Source organism: Cohnella phaseoli (assembly GCF_003386235.1).
In the GTDB taxonomy this organism is placed as follows: Bacteria; Bacillota; Bacilli; order Paenibacillales; family Paenibacillaceae; genus Cohnella; species Cohnella phaseoli.
The window spans coordinates 13987-34725 of sequence record NZ_QRDZ01000018.1; the positions used below are offsets into that span (position 1 = coordinate 13987).

Annotated in this window: 21 protein-coding genes; 16 read left to right on the top strand and 5 right to left on the bottom strand. The window is 54.0% G+C overall.

The window, feature by feature from the left end; genetic code table 11:
• Positions 1–37: 37 nt before the first annotated feature.
• Complete coding sequence (locus DFP98_RS21315; protein ID WP_116062637.1) at positions 38–451, bottom strand: cupredoxin domain-containing protein; 414 nt, start codon at positions 449–451, stop codon at positions 38–40.
• Between the two features lie 136 nt (positions 452–587).
• Between DFP98_RS21315 and trmB the strand changes: the two genes are divergently transcribed.
• Positions 588–1349 carry a tRNA (guanosine(46)-N7)-methyltransferase TrmB gene (gene trmB, locus DFP98_RS21320; RefSeq protein WP_116062638.1) on the top strand — a complete coding sequence of 254 codons (762 nt, stop codon included), beginning with the start codon at positions 588–590 and terminating at the stop codon, positions 1347–1349.
• Between the two features lie 236 nt (positions 1350–1585).
• Here the strand turns inward: trmB and DFP98_RS21325 are convergent, their stop codons facing one another.
• Positions 1586–2110 carry a phosphatase PAP2 family protein gene (locus tag DFP98_RS21325; protein ID WP_116062639.1) on the bottom strand — a complete coding sequence of 175 codons (525 nt, stop codon included), beginning with the start codon at positions 2108–2110 and terminating at the stop codon, positions 1586–1588.
• Between the two features lie 382 nt (positions 2111–2492).
• Between DFP98_RS21325 and DFP98_RS21330 the strand changes: the two genes are divergently transcribed.
• From DFP98_RS21330 to DFP98_RS21350, 5 genes are all read left to right on the top strand, one after another.
• Positions 2493–3731, top strand: coding sequence for a glycosyltransferase family 2 protein (locus tag DFP98_RS21330; protein WP_116062640.1), 1239 nt, complete (start codon positions 2493–2495; stop codon positions 3729–3731).
• A 352-nt stretch (positions 3732–4083) separates the two neighbouring features.
• A complete protein-coding gene (gene infC / locus DFP98_RS21335) occupies positions 4084–4578 on the top strand; it encodes a translation initiation factor IF-3 (protein ID WP_116062641.1) in 495 nt (164 codons plus the stop codon).
• Positions 4579–4594: 16 nt separating this feature from the next.
• Positions 4595–4795, top strand: a complete 201-nt coding sequence (gene rpmI, locus DFP98_RS21340; protein WP_094045461.1) for a 50S ribosomal protein L35 — start codon at positions 4595–4597, stop codon at positions 4793–4795.
• Positions 4796–4953: 158 nt separating this feature from the next.
• Positions 4954–5313, top strand: a complete 360-nt coding sequence (rplT, locus tag DFP98_RS21345) for a 50S ribosomal protein L20 (protein ID WP_116062642.1) — start codon at positions 4954–4956, stop codon at positions 5311–5313.
• 499 nt (positions 5314–5812) lie between these two features.
• Entirely contained in the window at positions 5813–7015 is a 1203-nt protein-coding gene (locus tag DFP98_RS21350; protein ID WP_281275149.1) for an MFS transporter, read from the top strand.
• A 367-nt stretch (positions 7016–7382) separates the two neighbouring features.
• Here DFP98_RS21350 and DFP98_RS21355 read toward each other — a convergent pair whose 3' ends face one another.
• Complete coding sequence (locus tag DFP98_RS21355) at positions 7383–8012, bottom strand: YfbR-like 5'-deoxynucleotidase (protein WP_116062643.1); 630 nt, start codon at positions 8010–8012, stop codon at positions 7383–7385.
• 47 nt (positions 8013–8059) lie between these two features.
• On the opposite strand from DFP98_RS21355, the gene DFP98_RS38720 reads away from it, so the two are divergent.
• Positions 8060–8293: a hypothetical protein gene (locus DFP98_RS38720; RefSeq protein ID WP_147310254.1), complete on the top strand. Its 234-nt coding sequence runs from the start codon at positions 8060–8062 to the stop codon at positions 8291–8293.
• A 150-nt stretch (positions 8294–8443) separates the two neighbouring features.
• Positions 8444–8767 carry a hypothetical protein gene (locus tag DFP98_RS21360; RefSeq protein ID WP_116062644.1) on the top strand — a complete coding sequence of 108 codons (324 nt, stop codon included), beginning with the start codon at positions 8444–8446 and terminating at the stop codon, positions 8765–8767.
• Positions 8768–8983: 216 nt separating this feature from the next.
• Here the strand turns inward: DFP98_RS21360 and DFP98_RS21365 are convergent, their stop codons facing one another.
• Positions 8984–10339, bottom strand: coding sequence for a lytic polysaccharide monooxygenase (locus DFP98_RS21365; RefSeq protein WP_116062645.1), 1356 nt, complete (start codon positions 10337–10339; stop codon positions 8984–8986).
• 550 nt (positions 10340–10889) lie between these two features.
• Here DFP98_RS21365 and DFP98_RS21370 point away from each other — a divergent pair.
• Entirely contained in the window at positions 10890–11168 is a 279-nt protein-coding gene (locus DFP98_RS21370) for a 50S ribosomal protein L33 (RefSeq protein WP_116062646.1), read from the top strand.
• Positions 11169–11210: 42 nt separating this feature from the next.
• Here the strand turns inward: DFP98_RS21370 and DFP98_RS21375 are convergent, their stop codons facing one another.
• Positions 11211–11657 carry a GNAT family N-acetyltransferase gene (locus tag DFP98_RS21375; protein WP_181917837.1) on the bottom strand — a complete coding sequence of 149 codons (447 nt, stop codon included), beginning with the start codon at positions 11655–11657 and terminating at the stop codon, positions 11211–11213.
• Between the two features lie 495 nt (positions 11658–12152).
• On the opposite strand from DFP98_RS21375, the gene ilvB reads away from it, so the two are divergent.
• The 7 genes from ilvB to DFP98_RS21410 all read left to right on the top strand — a co-directional run bounded on the left by ilvB (position 12153) and on the right by DFP98_RS21410 (position 20718).
• Entirely contained in the window at positions 12153–13898 is a 1746-nt protein-coding gene (gene ilvB, locus DFP98_RS21380) for a biosynthetic-type acetolactate synthase large subunit (RefSeq protein WP_116062648.1), read from the top strand.
• On the top strand, positions 13895–14380 hold the full coding sequence (gene ilvN / locus DFP98_RS21385; protein ID WP_116062649.1) for an acetolactate synthase small subunit: 486 nt from the start codon (positions 13895–13897) through the stop codon (positions 14378–14380). Before ilvB ends, ilvN begins: the two co-directional genes overlap by 4 nt.
• Positions 14381–14534: 154 nt before the next feature.
• Complete coding sequence (gene ilvC / locus DFP98_RS21390; protein ID WP_116062650.1) at positions 14535–15527, top strand: ketol-acid reductoisomerase; 993 nt, start codon at positions 14535–14537, stop codon at positions 15525–15527.
• Between the two features lie 123 nt (positions 15528–15650).
• Positions 15651–16847: an aminotransferase-like domain-containing protein gene (locus DFP98_RS21395; protein WP_116062651.1), complete on the top strand. Its 1197-nt coding sequence runs from the start codon at positions 15651–15653 to the stop codon at positions 16845–16847.
• 621 nt (positions 16848–17468) lie between these two features.
• Complete coding sequence (gene leuB, locus DFP98_RS21400; protein WP_116062771.1) at positions 17469–18548, top strand: 3-isopropylmalate dehydrogenase; 1080 nt, start codon at positions 17469–17471, stop codon at positions 18546–18548.
• A 190-nt stretch (positions 18549–18738) separates the two neighbouring features.
• On the top strand, positions 18739–19164 hold the full coding sequence (locus DFP98_RS21405; RefSeq protein WP_116062652.1) for a hypothetical protein: 426 nt from the start codon (positions 18739–18741) through the stop codon (positions 19162–19164).
• Positions 19165–19404: 240 nt separating this feature from the next.
• On the top strand, positions 19405–20718 hold the full coding sequence (locus tag DFP98_RS21410) for an ATP-binding protein (protein ID WP_116062653.1): 1314 nt from the start codon (positions 19405–19407) through the stop codon (positions 20716–20718).
• Positions 20719–20739: the final 21 nt, after the last annotated feature.

Genomic DNA, 20739 nt, shown 5'->3' on the forward strand with positions numbered 1-20739 from the left:
CGGTTTCAGGGACTTCCGCTTTTGTTATGGTTAGCCGCTATTCGACAACGATAAATCCGGTCATCGAATCGTGTCCTTGCCCGCACTGGATCGAGCAATGAAATTCATACTTTCCTGCTTTGTCGAGCTTAATTTCCGCAGTTTCGTTGTTTTTGAGCTTGACGTTCAAATCGCTGATTTCGATGCCATGCGCGCCTTGCGCATTTTCCAGCGTAAGCTTGAGCGTATCTCCGGTTTTGACGCGGATTTCCGCCGGTTCGAACTTCCAGTTGCTGGCCTTGATTGTAACGTCTTGGGTGGTCCCCCCCGCTCCCTCGGTAGCCGGAGTCGTCGGACTAACGGTTGGAGACGGAGAGGCGTTGTTGGCGCCGTTGTTGTTGCCTCCGCACGCTCCGAGCGCGAATAGCGCCGATAGTGCGACAAGAGCGATAATTCGTCGAGTCGTGTTCATTCGTGAATAGGCCTCCTTTATGATTCCTTTTCGTTAATATACCCACATTGCTCCCTTTACAACCGACGGCAGTTTGTTCACAATAGAATTCATTGAACGCTGAGCGGCCTAAGGACCGCAGGAGGATAACGGACAGATGAGACTTCGCGGCAGGAAAAGCATGAAGGAAGATTTGGAACGCCAGACGGATTTGATCGTATTCGAGCCCCGCAAGCTTAAGGGACGTTGGAACGAATTTTTCGACAACGATCGACCGATTCATATCGAATGCGGCATGGGCAAAGGCCAGTTCATCAGCCGGTGGAGCGTCAACAATCCGGACATTAACTATATCGGAATGGACATGTACGATGAACTGCTTAGTCGTGCGAGCGAGAAAGCGAGAGCGTTCTGGAAAAAGGAAAGAAATTCCGAGGTTGTGCCGAATTTGGCGCTTGTAAGAGGCAATGTCGAGTTTCTGGAGGAAATGTTCGAGGAGGGCGAGCTGGAGCGCATCTATTTGAATTTCAGCGATCCGTGGCCGAAGTCGAAGCATGGCAAGCGTCGGCTGACCCATCCGCGCTTCCTGATGAAATATAAGCAGGCGCTTAACGAGGTCGGGGAAATCCATTTCAAGACGGATTCGCTCAGCCTGTTCGAATTTTCCTTGAACAGCTTCTCCGACGTCGAACTGCAGATGCGCAACATCTCCCTCGACCTGCACCGCAGCGGCATTCGCGAAGATCTGGTGCTGACGGAGTACGAGGCTAAATTCATCGGGCAAGGCAAGCCGATCTATCGTCTGGAGGCGGTCATCGGCGACAAGGTTCGCGAGGAGCATCGCCGCCGCGTGGCGGACGAGCTGGAGAAGCAGCTTAGCCGGGGAACGAGCAAGGATTTCGAATCGGAAGAGGAATAAGCATAAGGTCTCATAATGGACCGTCCTGTAAGTCAGGCAACTAGATCATCGAAATAAAAGAGAGGTATGTATCTTCTGGAGAGCGGAGCGTCTGCCTCATACGGTCATGAAATTACCCTGTCATGGGTTTATCAATCCGATTTCATGACCGTATCAGCAGCGTAGGAAGATACATACCCCTTCTTATCTATCGATGATTCTAGGTTACTCGCTAAATGACTTGCAGGACGGTTCTTTTAAATCCAAATGGAAAGCAGCATGGCGGTAGAGGTTCCTAAGAGCGCGCCGACGATCGTGTCGCTGGGGAAATGCAAGCCGAAATAGACTCGCGACAGCGCCACGCCGATGCCGATCGGCAGCAGCGTCGGAATGAGCAGCGGTTCGGCCAGCATCCAAGGCGTCAGCATCGCGAACGCAGCCGTCGTATGCCCCGAAGGGAAGGAAGGGTCCTTTAGCGGACGGCGATTCGTATTGGCTTGCGGGAACACCTGATAAGGCCGAAGGCGGGGAGCGCTTCTCTTGGCAATGGAGACGGGAATATGGCTGAGCACGACGGAGGCGAGCGCGAGCCATCCAGTGCTGCTCCAAGGCTCCGGCGCGAAAATCGCGACCAGCAACGACAGGCTTAAGCTGAACGTCGCCCCGGCGATCAGCGACAGCGCGTGAAACAGCCAGTTCAGTGTGGAACGGTTCCATCGTATGTTAACGTACAGAAATAATGGACGTTCGACTTCCTGGAGCATGCGGTAGATCCGGCTCATGGACTCCATCTCCTTCAGTGCGGGAATGTCTTATCCGTTCTCAGCATAGCATACAATGCGAGTGTCACGGCTGTATTAAGTTTTTTTTAGTTTTACATTTCAGTGCGATGGGTAAACTTTCAAAGGGGAGATTTAGGTCTTCAGATAGAAAAAATGAGCAAATCGATGAAAATCGGTACTGAGCAAGAGGAATTTCCGTTGCGCTATCGGCTGACTCACCGCCATTACGGCATGCAGCGCGTAGAACGCTAAAATGGCGATCCTCCCGTTTTGACAAAAAGGAGCAAAGGCAACAAAATCAAGATTACCTCTTCGGAGGAAACAGACAAAGAGAAAAATAAAAAGAGACAAAGAAAAAAGGGAATCGGGGGTACAACTGAATATGTTTAACAACGTTCTTTTGGCGATTCAAGCGCTAGCCGCGGCCATCGGCGTGTATCAGATTTTTCTGTCCTTTTTCGGTTGGTATCGAAGAAAAGAGCGGATCACGCACAAACCGACCAAGTCGTTCGCGCTCATCGTCGCCGCACACAACGAGGAAGCCGTCGTGGGCGCTTTGATCGAGAACCTGTTGAAAATGGACTATCCGCGCGAGCTGTTCGATATTTTCGTCATCTGCGACAACTGCACGGACGGTACGGCGGACATCGTTCGCAGCTACGAAGGCGTGTACGCCTGCGAGAGAACGAATCCGAACGAGCGGGGCAAAGGCTTCGCGATCGAGTGGATGCTGAAGGAGCTATGGAAAAATCCCCGCCAATACGATGCGATCGTCATGTTCGACGCCGACAACCTGGTGGCGACGAACTTCCTGGAATATATGAACGAGGATCTGTGCAACGGCTACCGTGTCGTGCAGGGCTACCTGGACACGAAAAACCCGCACGATTCCTGGATCAGCGCCGCCAACGGCATTACTTACTGGTTCTGCAATCGGCTCTGGCAGCTGCCGCGCTATAACCTGAAGCTGTCCAACTTCCTGGGCGGCACGGGCATGTGCTTTGAGACGAAGCTGCTGAAGGAGATGGGCTGGGGAGCGACGAGTCTTGTTGAAGATTTGGAGTTTACCGTCCGTTGTATCCAGAGGGGCATCTATCCGAAATTTAATTACGACGCGCGCGTCTACGACGAGAAGCCGATTACGTTCCGGGCGTCGGCCCGCCAGCGCTTGCGCTGGATGCAAGGACACTTCGACGTGTCGCGCCGGTACATGCTTCCGCTGCTGTGGCAGGGGATTCGTACGGGCAGCATCGTCAAGATCGACGCCGCTCTCTATATTTTCAACGCGTTTATTTACTTGATCGGCTTCCTTGTGACGTTGGCGCTCTGGTTCGATATGATGCTCCCGGGCGACCCGCACCTGACTTCCATCTATGCGAAAATGCCGCTCGGACTGTCGCTCACGATCGTGCTGTACGGTTATCTGCAATGTCCGATCGCGATGCTGATGGAGAAGGTCAACTGGCGCATGTACGTGAAGCTGCTGCTGTTCCCGGTATTCTTCTTGTCCTGGTGGCCGATCGCGTTCTATGCGTTCTTCACTCAGAACAACAAGACGTGGAGCCATACGCAGCATACGCGCGTCATTCGCTTGGAAGAGGTTCAGGGCAAACAGATGTAATTCGCTTGCATGGCTTGGTAAGGGAGTGCTAACAAGGCTAAGCTGCAAAATGCAAATCGGAATGTTGACATTCTGCGGCGGGCATGGTAAAGTGGTCGTTGTGACTGTTTATGCAAATTAATCAGCACGCGCAAGCAGAAGCGCCCGCTTCTCACCCGATCGGCTATAGCTGACGGGTTCAGCGTAGCCGACGATATACGGAAGTGCGACGGAAGCCTCGGCTTTCCGGCATGGACGTTAACGTGAGGACTGGATGCGGGCCGAATGCGGCTCGCATTTTTTGTTTTTGTTTGTGAACCTTTAGTTCGGCAGACTATTTCGGAGGTGGAACATTATTAGCAAGGATCATCAAATCAACGAGGAAATCCGGGCGAAAGAAGTCAGGCTGGTCGGCTCAGAAGGCGAGCAACTGGGAATCAAACCTTTTCGTGAAGCGATGCAGATGGCCATTGACGCGAATCTTGACTTAGTCAACGTGGCGCCGCAGGCGAAACCGCCGGTGTGCCGCATTATGGACTACGGCAAGTTCCGTTATGAGCAGCAGAAGAAGGAAAAGGAAGCTCGGAAGAATCAGAAAATCGTCGACCTTAAAGAGGTTTGGTTTCGTGCGAACATTGAGGAACACGACTACCAGACGAAGTTTCGCAACGTTGTGAAATTTTTGAATGACGGCGACAAGGTGAAATGTTCCGTGCGGTTCCGCGGTCGCGAAATTACGCATGCCAGGCTTGGCCAGAAGATCCTGGAGCGAGTGGCCAGCGAGGTTACCGACATTTGTATCGTTGAACGCATGCCTAAGCTGGAAGGCCGCAGCATGATTATGATTCTGGCGCCGAAACCCCACTGACAGGAGGATACTATCCATGCCTAAGATGAAAACACACAGCAGCTTGAAAGACCGTTTCAAAGTAACCGGAACGGGCAAAGTGAAACGCTTCAAAGCTTACAAAAACCACTTGCTGTCCCACAAGTCCGGACGTCAGAAGCGCGTTCTGGGCACGCAGCCGCTGGTTGCCCAAGGCGACGTTCGCCGCATGCAACAACAAATCGCTAACTTGAAATAATACAGAATTGGGCGGTTTCGTCCAATCAAGTTCAAAAGTTCGGCTTTCAGCCCGGCTGAGTTCAAGATTCGACGTCGAATCCGCTTCAGGGATATCGCTTCGTGATCAAAATCGGACTTTTGAACCTCATATCGAACACTTCCGGGAGGTAATGAATCATGGCAAGAGTCAAAGGCGGATTCGTCACGCGCCGTCGTCGCAATAGAATGTTGAAGTTGGCTAAAGGTTACTGGGGCGCGAAACATCGCCTGTTTAAGAAAGCTAAAGAGCAAGTAATGAAATCCTTGATGTACGCATACCGCGACCGTCGTCAGACGAAGCGGAACTTCCGCAAATTGTGGATCGTGCGTATCAACGCAGCAGCTCGCCAGAACGGCCTGAGCTACAGCAAAATGATGCACGGCCTGAAACTGGCCGGCATCGAAGTAAACCGCAAAATGCTTGCCGACCTGGCCGTGAACGACATCGGCGCGTTCAACTCGCTGGCCGGCGCAGCAAAAGAAAAAATCAACGCTTAGTTCTAGCGTTAGAGCAGACAAGCCTCGGGCGACCGGGGCTTGTTTTATTTTCGCGTCCAGCGGGAGAAGGACGAAACCATATTAAGCGGATAATCCGCGCTAATTTTTTCAAATGGGGAAAATGAGCGGAAGGAGAGCGGATTATCCGCCTTATTTTTCTAGAAAGTGGATAATCGCAGAAAATAGAGCGGGTTAACCGCCTTATTTTTCTAGAAAGTGGATAATCGTAAAAAATAGAGCGGGTTAACCGCCTTATTTTTCTAAAGCGGGTTATCCGCTTTAGGTCGCTCGGAAAAGGTGCGGAAACGAACTTAAAGTGGTGTTTGTAGCTAAAACTCCCCTTAAGCAGATCGCAAGCAAGGGACAGGAATCGAGAGTTTTTCGCACAAGCAACAATCGAGGGTTTCTCGCAAGGGAGGCAATCGGTGGTTACTGTCGGGGGGAGCTGCGGTGTGTTGAAAACATTCGTCTCGGTTAATCGGAAAAGGAGGGAATCGGTTTGTCATCAACAATCGCGGCGGCGGAGTATTCATCCTTTCGTTATCGCTTAATCGTCCTGCTCTTGGCCGTCGTCGTCGCCGGGATGAGCCAGGGGCTGCTGCTGCCGCTGTTATCGATCATGCTGGAGCGTTCCGGGGTTTCCTCGGATATGAACGGATTGAATTCGGCGGCGATGTATATCGGAATTTTCTGCACGATGTTTTTTATAGAACGGCCGGTTAAGCGCTACGGTTACAGAAACGTAATTGTGGCGGGAATTGCGATCGTGTCCATGGCCGGAATTCTGTTTCCGTTAACCGAATCGTTGGCCGTGTGGTTCGTTCTGCGGTTGCTGGTCGGCGTCGGAGACAGCGCGCTTCACTATACGACCCAATTGTGGATCGTCAGCTCAAGCCCGGCGGAGGGACGGGGAAAATATATTTCCTTCTATGGAATGGCTTACGGAATCGGGTTTAGCGTAGGCCCGCTGGGAATCAATCTTCTGCCGCTCGGCAAAGCCGTTCCTTTTCTGACTACATCGGCGATCTTCGTAGTTGTGCTTCTGCTTGTACTGCGGCTGAGAAACGGGTATCCGGAACCGATCAAGAAGGACGCGGCGCTGGAGAATCGCTTCATGGCGACTTATCGAATCGCCTGGTTCGTGCTGATTCCGGGCTTGCTGTACGGATTGATGGAATCCTCCATGAATAGCAGCTTTCCGCTGTATGGCTTGCGGATCGGGCTGGAGGGGCATTGGATCTCGCTGCTGCTGTTGGCATTTGGCGTCGGCTCGCTTGTTCTGCAGCTTCCGCTTGGCATGCTGAGCGACAGAATCGGGCGTAAGCCCGTGCTGATCGTTTGCGGATTGACGGGCGCCTTGGCATTCTTAGCAATTCCTGCGGCGGGAAGCCAGGTTGCGGTTTTGTTTCTGTTGTTCGCCGTTGCGGGAGGCGTGGTCGGTTCGTTCTTTACGCTTGGCCTTGCGTATGCGGCGGATATTTTGCCGCGGGCGATGCTGCCGACGGCGAATGTCATCGCCTCGATTCACTTCAGCATCGGGAGCATGATGGGCCCGACTCTTGGCGGGTACGGCATTCGTTACGTATCCATTCACAGTATTTTTCTGTTTCTGGGCGCCGCGTTTCTCGTATTTTCCTTGCTAGGCTTCGGATTCCGTGCAAAGCACAACCGGGACCCGGCGCAGCAAGGCGGTATGCCTTGAAGCTCAAGCCCCGGCACGGTGCCGAATGCTTTACAGCTTCCAAATTCGGTACAGGATGACCGCCGCTTCCGTCGCCGACCTGCGCTGGCGGGCTCGATCAGCTTGACCCAAGCCGTAACCTTGTACTCATCGCCTTTGTCCACATATTTCTCCACGCGAACGTAGCTGTCGACGGTTTTGCAGAAACGCTTGCGCGCCATCGGCTCTCGCGACAGGGGCAAGCCATCCCGACGGGAGAAGTATGGCGATTGCGAGCAGTAGGAAGGCGGTTCTCTTGAGTGGTGTGGGCGGGAAACCGGGTAAAAGAGCAGGGAGGAACGGATATTGAGAAAAGGAGGAGGATTTCGTTAAAGGAGGGGAGGTTAGCTTAAGAGGCGAGCGCTTCGTTTGTGATTTTGGCGATGTCAATCGGGGAGCGGGAGCCTTCGCTGACGAGATCGGGGAGGATGTTCCGCAGAAAGTAATCGACGCAATGAAGTTTGATTTGCTTGATTTTGATCAGGGCGTTCCGGTACATCGTGACGAATTCCTTCTCCGTGTTGCCCAACTGGAGCTCCGAGAAGGCTTCGTAGATCTGGTCCATTTTGTCGGCAACTTCCAGAATCAGGCCTTCGACCGAATCGTCTTTGCCTTCGCGCAATTGTCGGCGGAAAATAGGCTGGAATTCGGCGGGAATGTGCTCGTCGATGAAATGGTCGACCATGCCTTCCTCCACCTGCTGCAGCATCGCCCTCAACTCCAGCGAGTAGTGCTTCACGGGCGTCTTGATATCGCCGATGAAAATTTCGCCGTAATCGTGACTGCTCGTAATTTCGTACAGCTTTTTCCAATCGATGGTGACTCCGTTGCTTTCCTCGATATCGGCCAACGTTTTCGCATACTGCACGACCTTCCAGGAATGCGCCGACACACTGTGCTCCTGAAATTTGAATTTCCCCGGGCAGCGGATGATCCGCTCCAGATCGGTTAACGATTGAAAATACGCATGAATTCCCATCTAATCAGTCCTTCCTTTGCCATTATCGGCGTGTTCTTTTACATCCAGTGTACAATCGGTTTGTTAAGAGAGAATTAAGCGGAGCATGGAAGTCTTATCCTGCGAGGAGCAAGCCGAAACAAGGCGGAGCGATCGGCATGACGCCGCTGGAAGTGGTGAAGGCGCTGCTGGGGGAGGGGACGGAGCGACAGCAGACGGTGGTCATGGATTTTCGTCTGTCGCGGATTGTGCACGCCGTACTTCCTGTATTTGCTGTCCAGAACGAATTAAGGAAAAACTAGCTTCTTCTTCGGATACCGTCTCGACTTGCAACTTTACCCGGTTTGGTCTCGTTACATAGGCGACAAGGAACAGGAGCGCTCCGCACCGTACGCGCAAAGGGTTAATTGCTCCTCTTGATTGTTTGTCCATACATAGAAGGGACTGGTCGAATGAAGAAGATCATTCTGTCATGCCTCGTGCTCTTGATTCTTTCCTCTTGCAGCAGTCGTCAATTTGATCAGGAAGCTTGGATCAAAGAACCGGAGAAAAGAAGCGGTATGGTGTCGAGCCTGACCGGTAAGTATGAGCTTAAAGGAATGACGGAGACGGAAATTATCGATTTGCTTGGAGAGCCCGAGCAGAAGCTGGACGAGCCTTCTCGTCAATACGTTTATTACTTGGGAAGAGCCGGCCTTGGCATGGATGACAGCCTGCTTCGCCTCAGCTTTGATGCGAACGGCGAGCTTGAATCTCATAGGGTAACGCACGATTAGGACATAAAAAAGTGAAAGATAATCGATAAACAATAGGAAAGGTGTATGTATCTCCCTCCGATGCGATACACTCCCGAAATCTGAATGGGGAAACCCGTTGCAAGGTTTCAGGAGCGTACGAGGCAGTCCCGGGAGGTACATACACCTTCTTTTTTATCCGATCATCTCAAGCAACTCGAATTATGGGACAGCGCCTTTTCTCTACTCGAGCTCAGTTCAAGGACAATTGCCAACAACTGTCCAGACGTCCCACTGTCCGCTCTTCAGGTCTGGACGGTCGTTTTGCGTCCACCATTTGGCTTGATAGATTTGGCCGTTGTAGGTGGCTTGATCGCCGTTCAGATAAACTTGCGTTGCGCTCCAAGGAGCCGGGCAAGTGTTGCCGCTCGAAGTCGTCGCCGTATGCGCGTTGCTCGCCGGAGATACGTTGCCGGCTTGGTCGGCGGCATAGACGGTAAAGGTGTAGCTCGTGTTCGGCGACAACCCGGTTACGTTGTAGGTCAGCGTCGAGCCGTTCACCGTATCGACAAGAGTCGAGCCGTTATAGATGCGGTATTCCGATACGCCGACGTTGTCCGTTGCCGCTCCCCACATCAGGGAGACGCTGTTCGCCGTTACGCCCATGTTATGCAAGCTTACGGGCGCGGTGGGCGCCTGGGTGTCCGGAACGGGAGGCGTAGTCGTACCCGTCACGGAGTTGCTGTCGGGCGACGTGTTGGTCGCAAGATCGCGCGCAACGACTTTGTAGACGTAAGAGGTGCTGGCCGCAAGGCCGGTATCCTGGAACGTCGTCGTCGTGCCGTTCACGGTGCCGACGTGGGCGCCGTTCCGATAGATGCGATATTCGTTAACGCCGACATTGTCGGTCGAAGCCGTCCAGGACAGCGAAATCGTGGAGGAAGTCGCATTCGTGACGGCGACGTTGCTCGGAGCGGTCGGAGGGATCACGTCGGCCGGACCGGTGAAATTGACGTCGATAACGTTATAGAAAGCGTTGGCCGTATCGGCGACTTCCCACACTGCCAATATGACTTGGTATCCGGTTCGGGCCGGAACGTCGCACGTGTGGGAGAAGTTTGCAGGCGGTTGGCCGCTGTACGGCAGGCTGCAAAACGGCGTCAAATCAAAGGAAGCTCTCGACAACGGAGCGTTCGGATCCCAATTCTGCTTCGTAATATAATATTTCCAGCTTGCGGTAGAGTGTCGGGCCGTCAGCGTCCAGGAGAACGTCGTCGGTCCCGGAGTGATGTTTACTTTGGCCCAGCGGGTAGCGGACTGCTCGTCCAGCTTCGGAAAGGCGCCGCCGGCACTGGCGATTTTACCGTCGGCCGGTCCTGCGTTCGGCCAGCCTTTAGGAGCTTCCAGACTTTGAGGCTCGTAGATGATTGCGCCGCAATCGGTGTTTACGCCGTTTTTGCACAGGATTGCCCGGCTGGAAGGACCGTCCACGTAACCGTGGGCGGACGCGCTGTTCGCCCACCACGCAGTTAACGCAAACACAATCAACATGCCGCCGCCGGCGACCAACAATTTCAACCATTTGGACGAATCCAAAGTATACTGCCGCAACATAAAATCATTCCTCCTCGTTTTTTGGTTTTCGAAATTCCATTTTTTTGGTTTTCTTCGCCTCCAGTTTAGTGAAAGTGGGATTACGACCAGGCCAAAAACGGGCTCAGACGACGAACGACGCGGGATTTAACAGGCTGCTGTGAAGATAACCACCCCCTTAACGAGTTGACCGGACTTAACAAATCAGTTTTAAGAAGCATCAGAGGAAGCGGGAGTTGGGTGATGACGTCGAAAATTAAGCAAACGCTGCCGCGAATAGGAGCGAATAGAGGGAGAAAGGATAGAATGCTGTAAAGTAAGCGTTTACTTATAAAATACTCCATTTTTTTCAAATTTGAAGGGTTAAATTCCAATAAAACAGGGGGAAATTTCAACACTTTTCCATTTTTCGTGACAGATGAAATATCCCTTAGCGTAAGAGGACAAGGGTACAAGCATTGCGGGCCGCAGCACCATAAGCTAAAAGACAGGCAGCGCTCCGCTATCTTGCGCGACACGCGGGGAGGACGGGGCCAAGTCTAGTTCGTTGGTTAGAGGGGAGTGTTTAACGATGGCGAAAGTTACACGCTCGCAGGCGCAGAGGCTGGTTGGAAAGCAGGTATACGCTGTTCGCAAGGATGGCACGATCGCTACGGGCAAACTTGTCCGGATAGCCGGCGATACGCTCGTTCTGGAGCAGCCGCGAGGCAAAAAAGCGCGGACGAGCGCAATCCTTCCGCTCGTATTGTTCGATTTGTTGGCGATCGGAACAGTGGATGGAGGCTTCGGCTGGGGAGGAGGCTTTGGCGGCTGGGGCGGCGGATTGGGAGGCGGTTGGGGCTGGTGGTAAAGCGGCCGCCCTCCCCCTGACGACCGGAATGCACGTTCTGACTTACAGGGATAAGGATTTAGCAAGCTCGACGATTTTCAGCGAAGGAATCTCGCTTAAGGTATCGTAGCCGAGTCGGCGGTAAAATCGCAGCGCACGATAATTGTGATCGTCGACGAACACGATAGCGGCGGTGAATCCCCGTTTTCGGCCATAGCTCTCCGCGCGATCCATAAGGGCCGTTCCGAGTTTTTTGTTCTGATGCCGGGAATCTACGGCCAGCAGGTCGATAATTAGCGTCGGGTGACGGAACTCCATATGGAGAAAGCCAATCGGCGGGGTTCGGTCCGTTCTCGAGGCGACGAGAGTGGCGCCTTTGCGAAGACGTTTGACGATTTCGGCATGCAGTCTGCCGTCTCGCGGGTGCTGCCAGGGAGAGATCGGAACAAGCTGTGTGCGGACGAGTTCTACGATGGCTTTATCGTCGCGACTTCTTCTCCAGCGAATCAACAGCCATTCCTCCTTCGTTAATAGACGCTCGAGATGGGAGCGGAATCGGCGGCAATCGGGTTTTATAGCGTATGAACAAGTCGTTCCGCACGGAACGGCTAAGTTGTGTATTGACGAATGTCCCGCCGGGGAATATAATAAATGCTAAATCAACTGATCATTCAATAGCCGTGATGAGGAAAAAGCGATAGGGCTCTTAAGCTCAGAGAGCGTCGGATTAGCTGAGACCGATGCCTTAACCCCTGTTAGCGAAGTCTCCTCGGAGCTGTTCCCCTGAACCGCCGGAAGGCCCATTAGGGAGAATCGGGTTGGCGCACGTTATTGCGCTTGGAGTACGAATGGCGATCTAACCCGCCTCGTACTTTATAAGGCCGTCATCGCGAGGTGATCGGCAAACTCGGGTGGTACCACGGAAGCTATTAGCCTTTCGTCCCTAGATGTCGTATTGACGTCGGGATGAAGGGCTTTTTTGATTTGTTGAAAGGAGGAAAAAAGATGAGCGCACAAGGAACTACTATCAAGTCCAAAGAAGAATTGATCGCTAAATGGAGCAAGCCGGAAGTGATCTCGGGGTCGGAAATTTTGCTTCGCAGTCTGTTACTGGAGGGTGCGGAATGCGTCTTCGGTTATCCGGGCGGCGCGGTGCTCTACATTTACGACGCCATGCACGGCTTTGACGATTTCAAGCATTTGCTGACGAGACATGAACAGGGCGCTATTCACGCGGCTGACGGCTATGCCCGTTCCACAGGCAAAGTCGGGGTTTGTATCGCGACTTCGGGTCCGGGGGCGACGAACCTCGTCACCGGCATCGCGACGGCTTATATGGATTCGGTACCGCTCGTTGTCATTACAGGCAACGTAGCGACGCATCTGATCGGAACGGATGCGTTCCAGGAAGCCGATATCGTCGGCATCACGATGCCGATTACGAAGCACAGCTACCTGGTGCGCAAGGCGGAGGATTTGCCGCGCATCATTCACGAAGCTTTCCATATCGCCAACAGCGGACGCAAAGGTCCGGTGCTCATCGACATTCCGAAGGACGTGTCGGCGCAGAAGACGCTGTTCCAACCGATCTCCGACGTTCAGCTTCGCGGCTACAATCCGACGATCCAGCCGAACAAAAACCAGCTGGACAAGATGCTGCGCGCGATCGAGAGCGCCGAGAAGCCGGTTATTCTCGCAGGCGGCGGCGTCGTATACTCCGGAGCGCATGAGGAACTGTACGAATTCGTTACGAAGACGGGCATTCCGACGACGACGACGCTGCTCGGCCTTGGCGGTTTCCCAAGCGGGAACGATCTGCACATGGGCATGCCGGGCATGCACGGAACCTGGACTGCGAATATGGCGATCCAGTCGGCGGATTTGCTGATCAACATCGGCGCTCGATTCGACGACCGCGTTACGGGCAAGCTGGCGGGCTTCGCGCCGAATGCCAAAATCGTCCATATCGACATCGATCCGGCGGAGATCGGCAAGAACGTACCGACCGACATCCCGATCGTCGGCGATGTCAAAGCCGTTCTGCAGCAGGCGAACTCCTTGGCGAAGCCTGCATCCAAAGCGGACGCTTGGCGCAAGCAGATCCAAGAATGGAAAGCGGCTAAGCCGTATTCCTTCATCGACTCCGATACGGAGCTGAAGCCGCAATGGGTCGTCTCCATGATTCACGAGACGACGCACGGCGACGCGATCGTGACGACGGACGTTGGGCAGCATCAGATGTGGGCGGCGCAGTATTATCCGCTTAACAAGCCGCGTTCCTGGGTGACATCCGGCGGTCTCGGCACGATGGGCTTCGGCTTCCCGTCGGCGATCGGCGCCCAGATGGGCAACCCGGACAGAACGGTCGTCTCGATCAACGGCGACGGCGGCATGCAGATGTGCGCCCAGGAACTGGCGATCTGCGCGATCAATAACATTCCGGTCAAAGTCGTCATTATCAATAACCAGGTGCTCGGCATGGTTCGCCAGTGGCAGGAGCTGATCCATGAGAACCGTTTCAGCCATATCGACCTGGCCGGAAGCCCGGATTTCGTCAAGCTGGCAGAAGCTTACGGGGTGAAAGGCTATCGCGCCGCGAACAAGGACGACGCCCTGCGGGTATGGAAGGAAGCGCTGGAGCATCCGGGCCCGGCGGTCGTGGAGTTCGTCGTTCGCAGGAACGAAAACGTCTATCCGATGGTTACCCAAGGTAGCACGATCGACCAGATGATCATGGGGGATGCCGAATGAACCGTAAATTTACGATAGCGATACTCGTCAACGACCAGCCTGGCGTGCTGCAACGGGTTTCGGGCCTGTTCGGCCGCCGGGGCTACAATATCGAGAGCATTACCGTCGGGGCTTCCGAAGAGCCGGGACTGTCCCGTATGGTGGTCGTCACGACGGGCGACGATCATACGCTGGAGCAGATCCAGAAACAATTGTACAAGCTGATCGACGTGATCAAGGTGATCGACGTCAGCGGCAATCCGATGGTCGGCCGCGAGCTGGCTCTGATCAAGATCAGCGCCGAGCCGTCGATGCGTCCGGAGGTGCTCGGCATCGTCGAAACGTTCCGCGCCGCGGTCGTAGACATCGGTCCGTCCACGCTGATCGTTCAAGTCGTCGGCGATTCCGAGAAAATCGACGCCATGATTGAATTGCTCAAGCCTTACGGCATTCGCGAGCTGTCGCGGACCGGCGTAACGGCGATGAACAGGGGCGCAAGGTAAGCGGCGTCCCGTCCGGACAAGATCTCGTACCCGCGGAGCGGGTATTCGAGGAGAGAACCTCCGGCTTCGCAGGCGGCAGTCGGAGCCGTCTCTCTTGGAACGCCCGCTTCGAGGGTCGACAATATTGATTTATTTTAAGGAGGAACACAATTCAATGGCAGTTAATTTGTTTCATGAGAAAGACGCCGATCTGGGCGTTCTTAAAGGCAAAACAATCGCGGTAATCGGTTACGGCAGCCAAGGCCACGCACAAGCGCAAAACCTGCGCGACAGCGGCGTGAGCGTCATCATCGGCCTTCGCGAAGGCAAATCCGCAGAAAGCGCGCGCAACGACGGCTTCGAAGTGCTGTCCGTCGCCGACGCTACTCGCAAAGCGGACGTTGTACAAATCTTGATGCCGGACGAGACGCAAGCAAGCGTCTACAAAAACGAAATCGAGCCTAACCTGAAAAAAGGCGCAGCTCTTATGTTCTCCCACGGCTTTAACGTACATTTCGGCCAAATCGTCGCTCCGGCGGACGCTGACGTTCTGCTCGTCGCTCCGAAATCTCCGGGCCACATGGTTCGTCGTACTTACGTCGAAGGCTTCGGCGTTCCGGGACTGATCGCGATTCATCAGAACGGCACAGGCAAAGCGTTCGAAATCGGCATGGCTTATGCCAAAGGCATCGGCTGTACTCGCGCAGGGGTTATCGAGACTTCTTTCAAAGAAGAAACCGAAACCGACCTGTTCGGCGAACAAGCCGTTCTGTGCGGCGGTGCTTCCGCGCTCGTCAAAGCGGGCTTCGAAACGCTGGTTGAAGCCGGCTACGCGCCAGAGATGGCTTACTTCGAGTGCTTGCACGAGCTGAAGCTGATCGTTGACTTGATGTATGAAGGCGGACTGGCTTCCATGCGCCACTCGATCTCCAACACGGCGGAATACGGCGACTATGTTACCGGCCCTCGCGTCGTAACGGAAGAGACGAAGAAGGAAATGAAGCGTGTTCTGTCCGACATCCAACAGGGCAAATTCGCTCGCGACTTCATCCTCGAAAACCAATCCGGACGCGCATTCCTTACGGCGACTCGCCGCAACGAAGCCGAGCATCCGATCGAAGTCGTCGGCGCGCAACTTCGCAGCATGATGCACTGGATCAAGAAATAATTCCCGTCTCGCGCGGATACGAACCCCGGCACAACGTTGCCGGGGTTTTTGTTAAACGGCTGTGAGAAGAGGCACGGCGTTGCCAGCAAAGTATCTTTGACTAACAGAAATGGGGAGCTTCGGATGAACTATCGGTATTCCAAGAGACTGGACTCCTTCTCTTCGTCGGCGGTTCGCGAAATTTTGAAGCTGACGCAGAGAAAATCGATTATCTCCTTTGCCGGCGGACTACCCGCGGAGGAGCATTTTCCGGTCGCGGCGATCGGGGAAGCGTTCGACAGGGTGCTGGCGGCGGGCAACAAGGCGCTTCAGTACGGCTTGACGGAAGGCTTCCTTCCGCTGCGGGAAAGCATCTGCAAATGGATGGCGCCTAAGGGCGTGACGATTACGCCGGACGATCTGCTGATTACAACCGGATCGCAGCAGGCAATCGATCTGTTGACGCGAATCTATATCGATCCGGGCGACGTCATCCTGGTGGAGAAGCCGACTTATTTGTCGGCGCTTCAAGTGTTCCGATCTTATGGAGCGGAGCTTGTATCCGTCGAAACCGATGAAGACGGCATCGTGCTCGACGATCTGGCTGCCAAGCTGAAGCAGTATTCGCCCAAGCTCGTCTACGTCATCCCGACCTTCTCCAATCCGACGGGCAAGGCTTGGAGCCTCGATCGGCGCAAAGGCGTGCTGGAGCTGTGCCGCGCCAATGACGCGCTTATTCTCGAGGACGATCCTTACGGCGAATTGAAGTTCGGCGATGCGTCCTTGACGTATCCGTCTTTATTTTCTCTGGATGCTCACCCGCAGGGCTCGTGCGTCGTTTATACGAGCACGTTCTCCAAGACGGTCGCTCCGGCGCTGCGGACGGGTTGGGTGATGGCCGATCCGGAGATTGTTCGCCACATGGCCCGCGCCAAGCAGGCCGCGGATTTGCACTCCAGCTCAATGGATCAACAGGCGCTGCATCAGCTGATCGAGCATTTCGATCTCGCCGGTCACATCGAGTTCGTCCGCAAGGAATACGAAGCGCGCATGCGCCAGATGGCGGATCTGCTGTCGCAGCAGGATTGGCCGGGCGTGACGTGGAACGAGCCGAAGGGCGGCATGTTCTTCTGGCTCCAACTGCCGGAATCGGTAGACACCGCCGAACTGCTGAAGACGGCGGTCGATCTGGGCGTAGCCTTCGTGCCGGGCGTCTCCTTCTTCGCAGACGGCTCCGGTCGGAACACGATGCGCCTTAACTTCACGCATAACGACGCCGAAGGAACGATTGCGGGCATGAAACGTCTAGATCAGGCGATGCAGAGCGTACTGGTAAAGTAGAAGCGGACGGAGGGGCTGTCTCATAAGCAAGGTTGCATGATGATCTTTCAGAGCAACTTTGGTTGGCTTATGGAACAGCCCCTCCTTCGCGCGCTCGAATAAAGTCCTCAAAATGGCGGCAAAAACAACTCAGCCTGGGGCCAAAAGTGTGAGCGGCACCGGGAATAGCAAGCTGGTGGATAACTCGTAAAGCGGAAATGCCGCCTTAAATTCGGGAAACGGGCCATTTGGAGGAAAATAGAGCGGATTTCCCGACTTAAATTTGGAAAAAGCCAATTTTCCGAAAAATAAGGCGGAAAACCGGCTTTAATTGCCACGGATCTACCCGGTAACTGGAAATAAGGCGGACAACCCGCTTTATTTGATTATACGGTGATTGTAGACTGCGTAGTGGCATCGAGGGAATCAGCGCATTCTGCCGTAAAATAGGGGCCTACGCACTAAGCGGCAAGCAATCCGTTATACGGCAGCGCGAGCGGACGAGTCAGCCCAACTAGTTGAATAGGCATTGCCTATAGAAACGATAGTTTTTATATATTTTCATTCTGGGATGAAGTGTATTACAATTGAGAGAAAGTCTCAATGGACAACTATAACATACAGGTGGAGTGGATACGAACGATGTCAGAAGTTAAGAAAATCGCCGTCATCGCCGGAGACGGAATCGGCCCGGAGGTTGTCGCGGAAGCGATCAAGGTTATGAAGAAGACGGAGGAACTGTTCGGCTACAAGTTCGAATTCCAGCACGGCCTGTTCGGCGGCATCGCGATCGATGAGAAAGGCACGCCGCTTCCGCAGGAAACGCTTGAAATCTGCCAAAGCTCCGACGCCGTGCTGCTGGGTGCAGTAGGCGGCCCGAAATGGGACAACAATTCCAAGGAGCTTCGCCCTGAGACAGGACTGCTGGGCATTCGCAAAGCGCTTGGCCTGTTCTCCAACATTCGTCCGGCGGTTGTGTTCGATTGCTTGAAGGACGCTTCCACGCTGAAGCCGGAAGTGCTGGACGGCACCGACCTGATCGTCGTTCGCGAGCTGACTGGCGGCATCTACTTCGGCGAGAAATTCCGTCGCGAAGGCGCGCAAGGCGAGGAAGCCGTCGATACTTGCGTATACAACGTAACGGAAATCGAGCGTATCGTACGCCAAGCGTTCGAAGTGGCGCAGAAGCGCAGCAAGCGTCTCGCTTCCGTAGATAAAGCAAACGTACTCGAAACTTCCCGCCTGTGGAGAGAGACGGTTAACCGCATCGCTCCTGAATATCCGGACGTCGAAGTGGAGCACGTGCTCGTCGACAACTGCGCGATGCAATTGCTGCGCCGTCCGTCGAGCTTTGACGTCATCGTGACGGAAAACATGTTCGGAGACATTCTGAGCGACGAAGCGGCCATGCTGACGGGGTCGATCGGCATGCTGTCCTCGGCGTCTCTCGGCGAAGGCAGCTTCGGCTTGTACGAGCCTGTGCACGGCTCCGCTCCGGACATTGCCGGACAAGGCATCGCCAACCCGATCGCAACGATTCTGTCCGTTGCGCTTATGTTCCGCCTCACGTTCGGTTACGAAGATGCTGCGAACGCCATCGAGACGGCCGTCAAAAACGTGCTTAACGCCGGCCACCGTACCGGAGATATCGCCACGGACAAGAGCCAGGCAATCGGAACGACGGCTATGGGCGATCTGATCGTTGCAGAATTGGCGAAGTAATTGTCGATAAAATAATTAAAAAGCACTAGCGAACGCTTTTCTCTGCGACGCAACTCCCCGGGCGGAAGCCATGGGGAGTTTTTAGCTTTATGAGACCATTTTCCGGCAGGAATTGTGTTCATGTACAGAGAATATAGTGAGAAGAATAAAGGAATCCGATTTAGCGATGCAGATTCAGGGAGGGAAGACGATGAGCTTTTGCTGTGGAGCCAGCATGATCGGAACGAAAGGGACGTTAAAGCATTACCGGACGAGAATCCATAACGTACCGATTTTGTTTTGCCCCGTATGCCACCGGGTTGAAGTCCATTATTTGGTGGAGAACGAATACGAAATTTTGGCGGAATACGCGCATGGCGACGGAGCGTCTGAAGTCGACTTCCAGGATTACGTCGATGAATCGGACAAAGCGCTGCACGAAAATTGCGTAAACAACGAAGATGAGGATCCGATGGCGATCGTGCAAAATCAAATCGACGTGTCGCTCGATTTGCTGACCTTCGCCAAGGAAATCGCCGATACCGAGTGGCAGCAGCAGTTGAAGAAACGTTTGATCGTTCTCAGCCAAAGACGCCACAAGCTGAAGCTGAAGCGAGCGCCTGGCGGAGCGATATAAGCGCGAACGCCATAGCGAGCGGAACAAACTCGAGAGCTGTCCGGCAGATCTAAGGATCATGACCGGACGGCTCTTTTTTTTGCGGGAGTTATTCGACAGAAAATGCAAGAGGGGCCCTAAAGGCATTCGTCACGACTCGACAACTTCTCTGATTGACATTCGTTATCGTTAATGGATATGATTTGGTTAATTTAAAGCGGGTAGGTGTCAGAGACTGCTCTGGTAATGGAGGATTCTCGTATGAACGGTTGGAAGGCGCGCTATTTTCCGATTCTTGCGGAGTTCGCCCAGAGCGGCGGGAACGCCGTTCGAGCGGAAACGCAGCAACTATCGAATGAATTGATCGGGTTGCCGACATCCGTGATTCTAAGACACCATGAAGAGAGCGTTCAGTTTCTACTATCCAATGCGGAGCCCAAAGAACGGATCACGGTTGTCCAAAGGTCGCTTACGTTTATTACCGATTTGCTTGTTTCCTTGCGTGCGCCCGAAGCGGCCGCGGAGGAGGCTCGTTCGAACAAATTTGAAACCGTTCTACAGCATATGGACAGCGGCGTCGCCCTGTTCGATGCCGAAGGCAACCTGAGGTTCGTAAACGTGCAAATGTCGAAATTGTTGAAAGCCCCGCGCAGAGAATTGATCGGAAGCACGCTGTTTCGGCTTTTTTTTCATCGAAGTCTAAGTCTGTCGGTTCGCAGGCATATCCTTAGAGTTTATCGTGGATTGGCGTTGTATCGCCGCTATCACGACGAGTTTCAGGACGCGGCCGGCCGTCATTTGCTGGTGAGCATCTCGCAGCCGGACGAGCTGGACGGAGATTATTTGGTCAGCGTGAAGGACGTATCCGAGTATAAGCTGATCGAGCAGGCGGCGTTCCAGAACGACAAGCTGGCGATGCTCGGCAAAATCTCGGCTGCGATCGCCCACGAAATCCGCAATCCGCTCACTTCGATCCGAGGCTTTATTCAGCTGCTTAATCCGTATCTGTCGGAAATCGGCAAGCAGGAATACGGAAGAATTATTTTATCGGAGATTGACCGGGCCAACGACATTATTTACGAGTTTCTGAATTCGTCCAAGCCGTCCGCCCCCATGATGCAGAAGGTTTCCGTGGATATGCTGCTGCGGGAGACGGCTCTTCTGTCCGAGAGCGAGGCGCACATGAAGGGATGCGAAATTTGTTATGAAAACTTCGCTCCCGAGCTCGCGGTAGCGGTTGACGTAAAACAAATCAAGCAAGTGCTGCTGAACCTGATGAAAAATGCGCTGGATGCCATTCAGGATGTGATCGGGGAGCGAAAAGGACGCATCGCCATTTCCGCCAGGCAGGAGGGTAAGTTCGCCATCATTTCGATTGCAGACAACGGAAAAGGGATGGAGAGAGCGACGTTAAATCGGCTGTTCGATCCGTTCTTCACAACGAAGGAAGCCGGCACGGGATTGGGGCTATCGGTCAGCTACCGCATCATCGCCAACCACGGAGGCACCATTCGGGTGGATAGCCAAATTCGCGAAGGAACCGAGTGCAAGATTTATTTGCCATGCGTCGAGTAGAGGGAGTACAATCGGTGTAAG

What these genes read in the sequence shown, in the direction of transcription:
- DFP98_RS21315 (WP_116062637.1), bottom strand. Translation starts at nt 451, where the DNA reads ATGAACACGACTCGACGAATTATCGCTCTTGTCGCACTATCGGCGCTA.
- trmB (WP_116062638.1), top strand. Translation starts at nt 588, where the DNA reads ATGAGACTTCGCGGCAGGAAAAGCATGAAGGAAGATTTGGAACGCCAG.
- DFP98_RS21325 (WP_116062639.1), bottom strand. Translation starts at nt 2,110, where the DNA reads ATGAGCCGGATCTACCGCATGCTCCAGGAAGTCGAACGTCCATTATTT.
- DFP98_RS21330 (WP_116062640.1), top strand. Translation starts at nt 2,493, where the DNA reads ATGTTTAACAACGTTCTTTTGGCGATTCAAGCGCTAGCCGCGGCCATC.
- rpmI (WP_094045461.1), top strand. Translation starts at nt 4,595, where the DNA reads ATGCCTAAGATGAAAACACACAGCAGCTTGAAAGACCGTTTCAAAGTA.
- rplT (WP_116062642.1), top strand. Translation starts at nt 4,954, where the DNA reads ATGGCAAGAGTCAAAGGCGGATTCGTCACGCGCCGTCGTCGCAATAGA.
- DFP98_RS21355 (WP_116062643.1), bottom strand. Translation starts at nt 8,012, where the DNA reads ATGGGAATTCATGCGTATTTTCAATCGTTAACCGATCTGGAGCGGATC.
- DFP98_RS21360 (WP_116062644.1), top strand. Translation starts at nt 8,444, where the DNA reads ATGAAGAAGATCATTCTGTCATGCCTCGTGCTCTTGATTCTTTCCTCT.
- DFP98_RS21365 (WP_116062645.1), bottom strand. Translation starts at nt 10,339, where the DNA reads ATGTTGCGGCAGTATACTTTGGATTCGTCCAAATGGTTGAAATTGTTG.
- DFP98_RS21370 (WP_116062646.1), top strand. Translation starts at nt 10,890, where the DNA reads ATGGCGAAAGTTACACGCTCGCAGGCGCAGAGGCTGGTTGGAAAGCAG.
- ilvB (WP_116062648.1), top strand. Translation starts at nt 12,153, where the DNA reads ATGAGCGCACAAGGAACTACTATCAAGTCCAAAGAAGAATTGATCGCT.
- ilvN (WP_116062649.1), top strand. Translation starts at nt 13,895, where the DNA reads ATGAACCGTAAATTTACGATAGCGATACTCGTCAACGACCAGCCTGGC.
- ilvC (WP_116062650.1), top strand. Translation starts at nt 14,535, where the DNA reads ATGGCAGTTAATTTGTTTCATGAGAAAGACGCCGATCTGGGCGTTCTT.
- DFP98_RS21395 (WP_116062651.1), top strand. Translation starts at nt 15,651, where the DNA reads ATGAACTATCGGTATTCCAAGAGACTGGACTCCTTCTCTTCGTCGGCG.
- leuB (WP_116062771.1), top strand. Translation starts at nt 17,469, where the DNA reads ATGTCAGAAGTTAAGAAAATCGCCGTCATCGCCGGAGACGGAATCGGC.
- DFP98_RS21405 (WP_116062652.1), top strand. Translation starts at nt 18,739, where the DNA reads ATGAGCTTTTGCTGTGGAGCCAGCATGATCGGAACGAAAGGGACGTTA.
- DFP98_RS21410 (WP_116062653.1), top strand. Translation starts at nt 19,405, where the DNA reads ATGAACGGTTGGAAGGCGCGCTATTTTCCGATTCTTGCGGAGTTCGCC.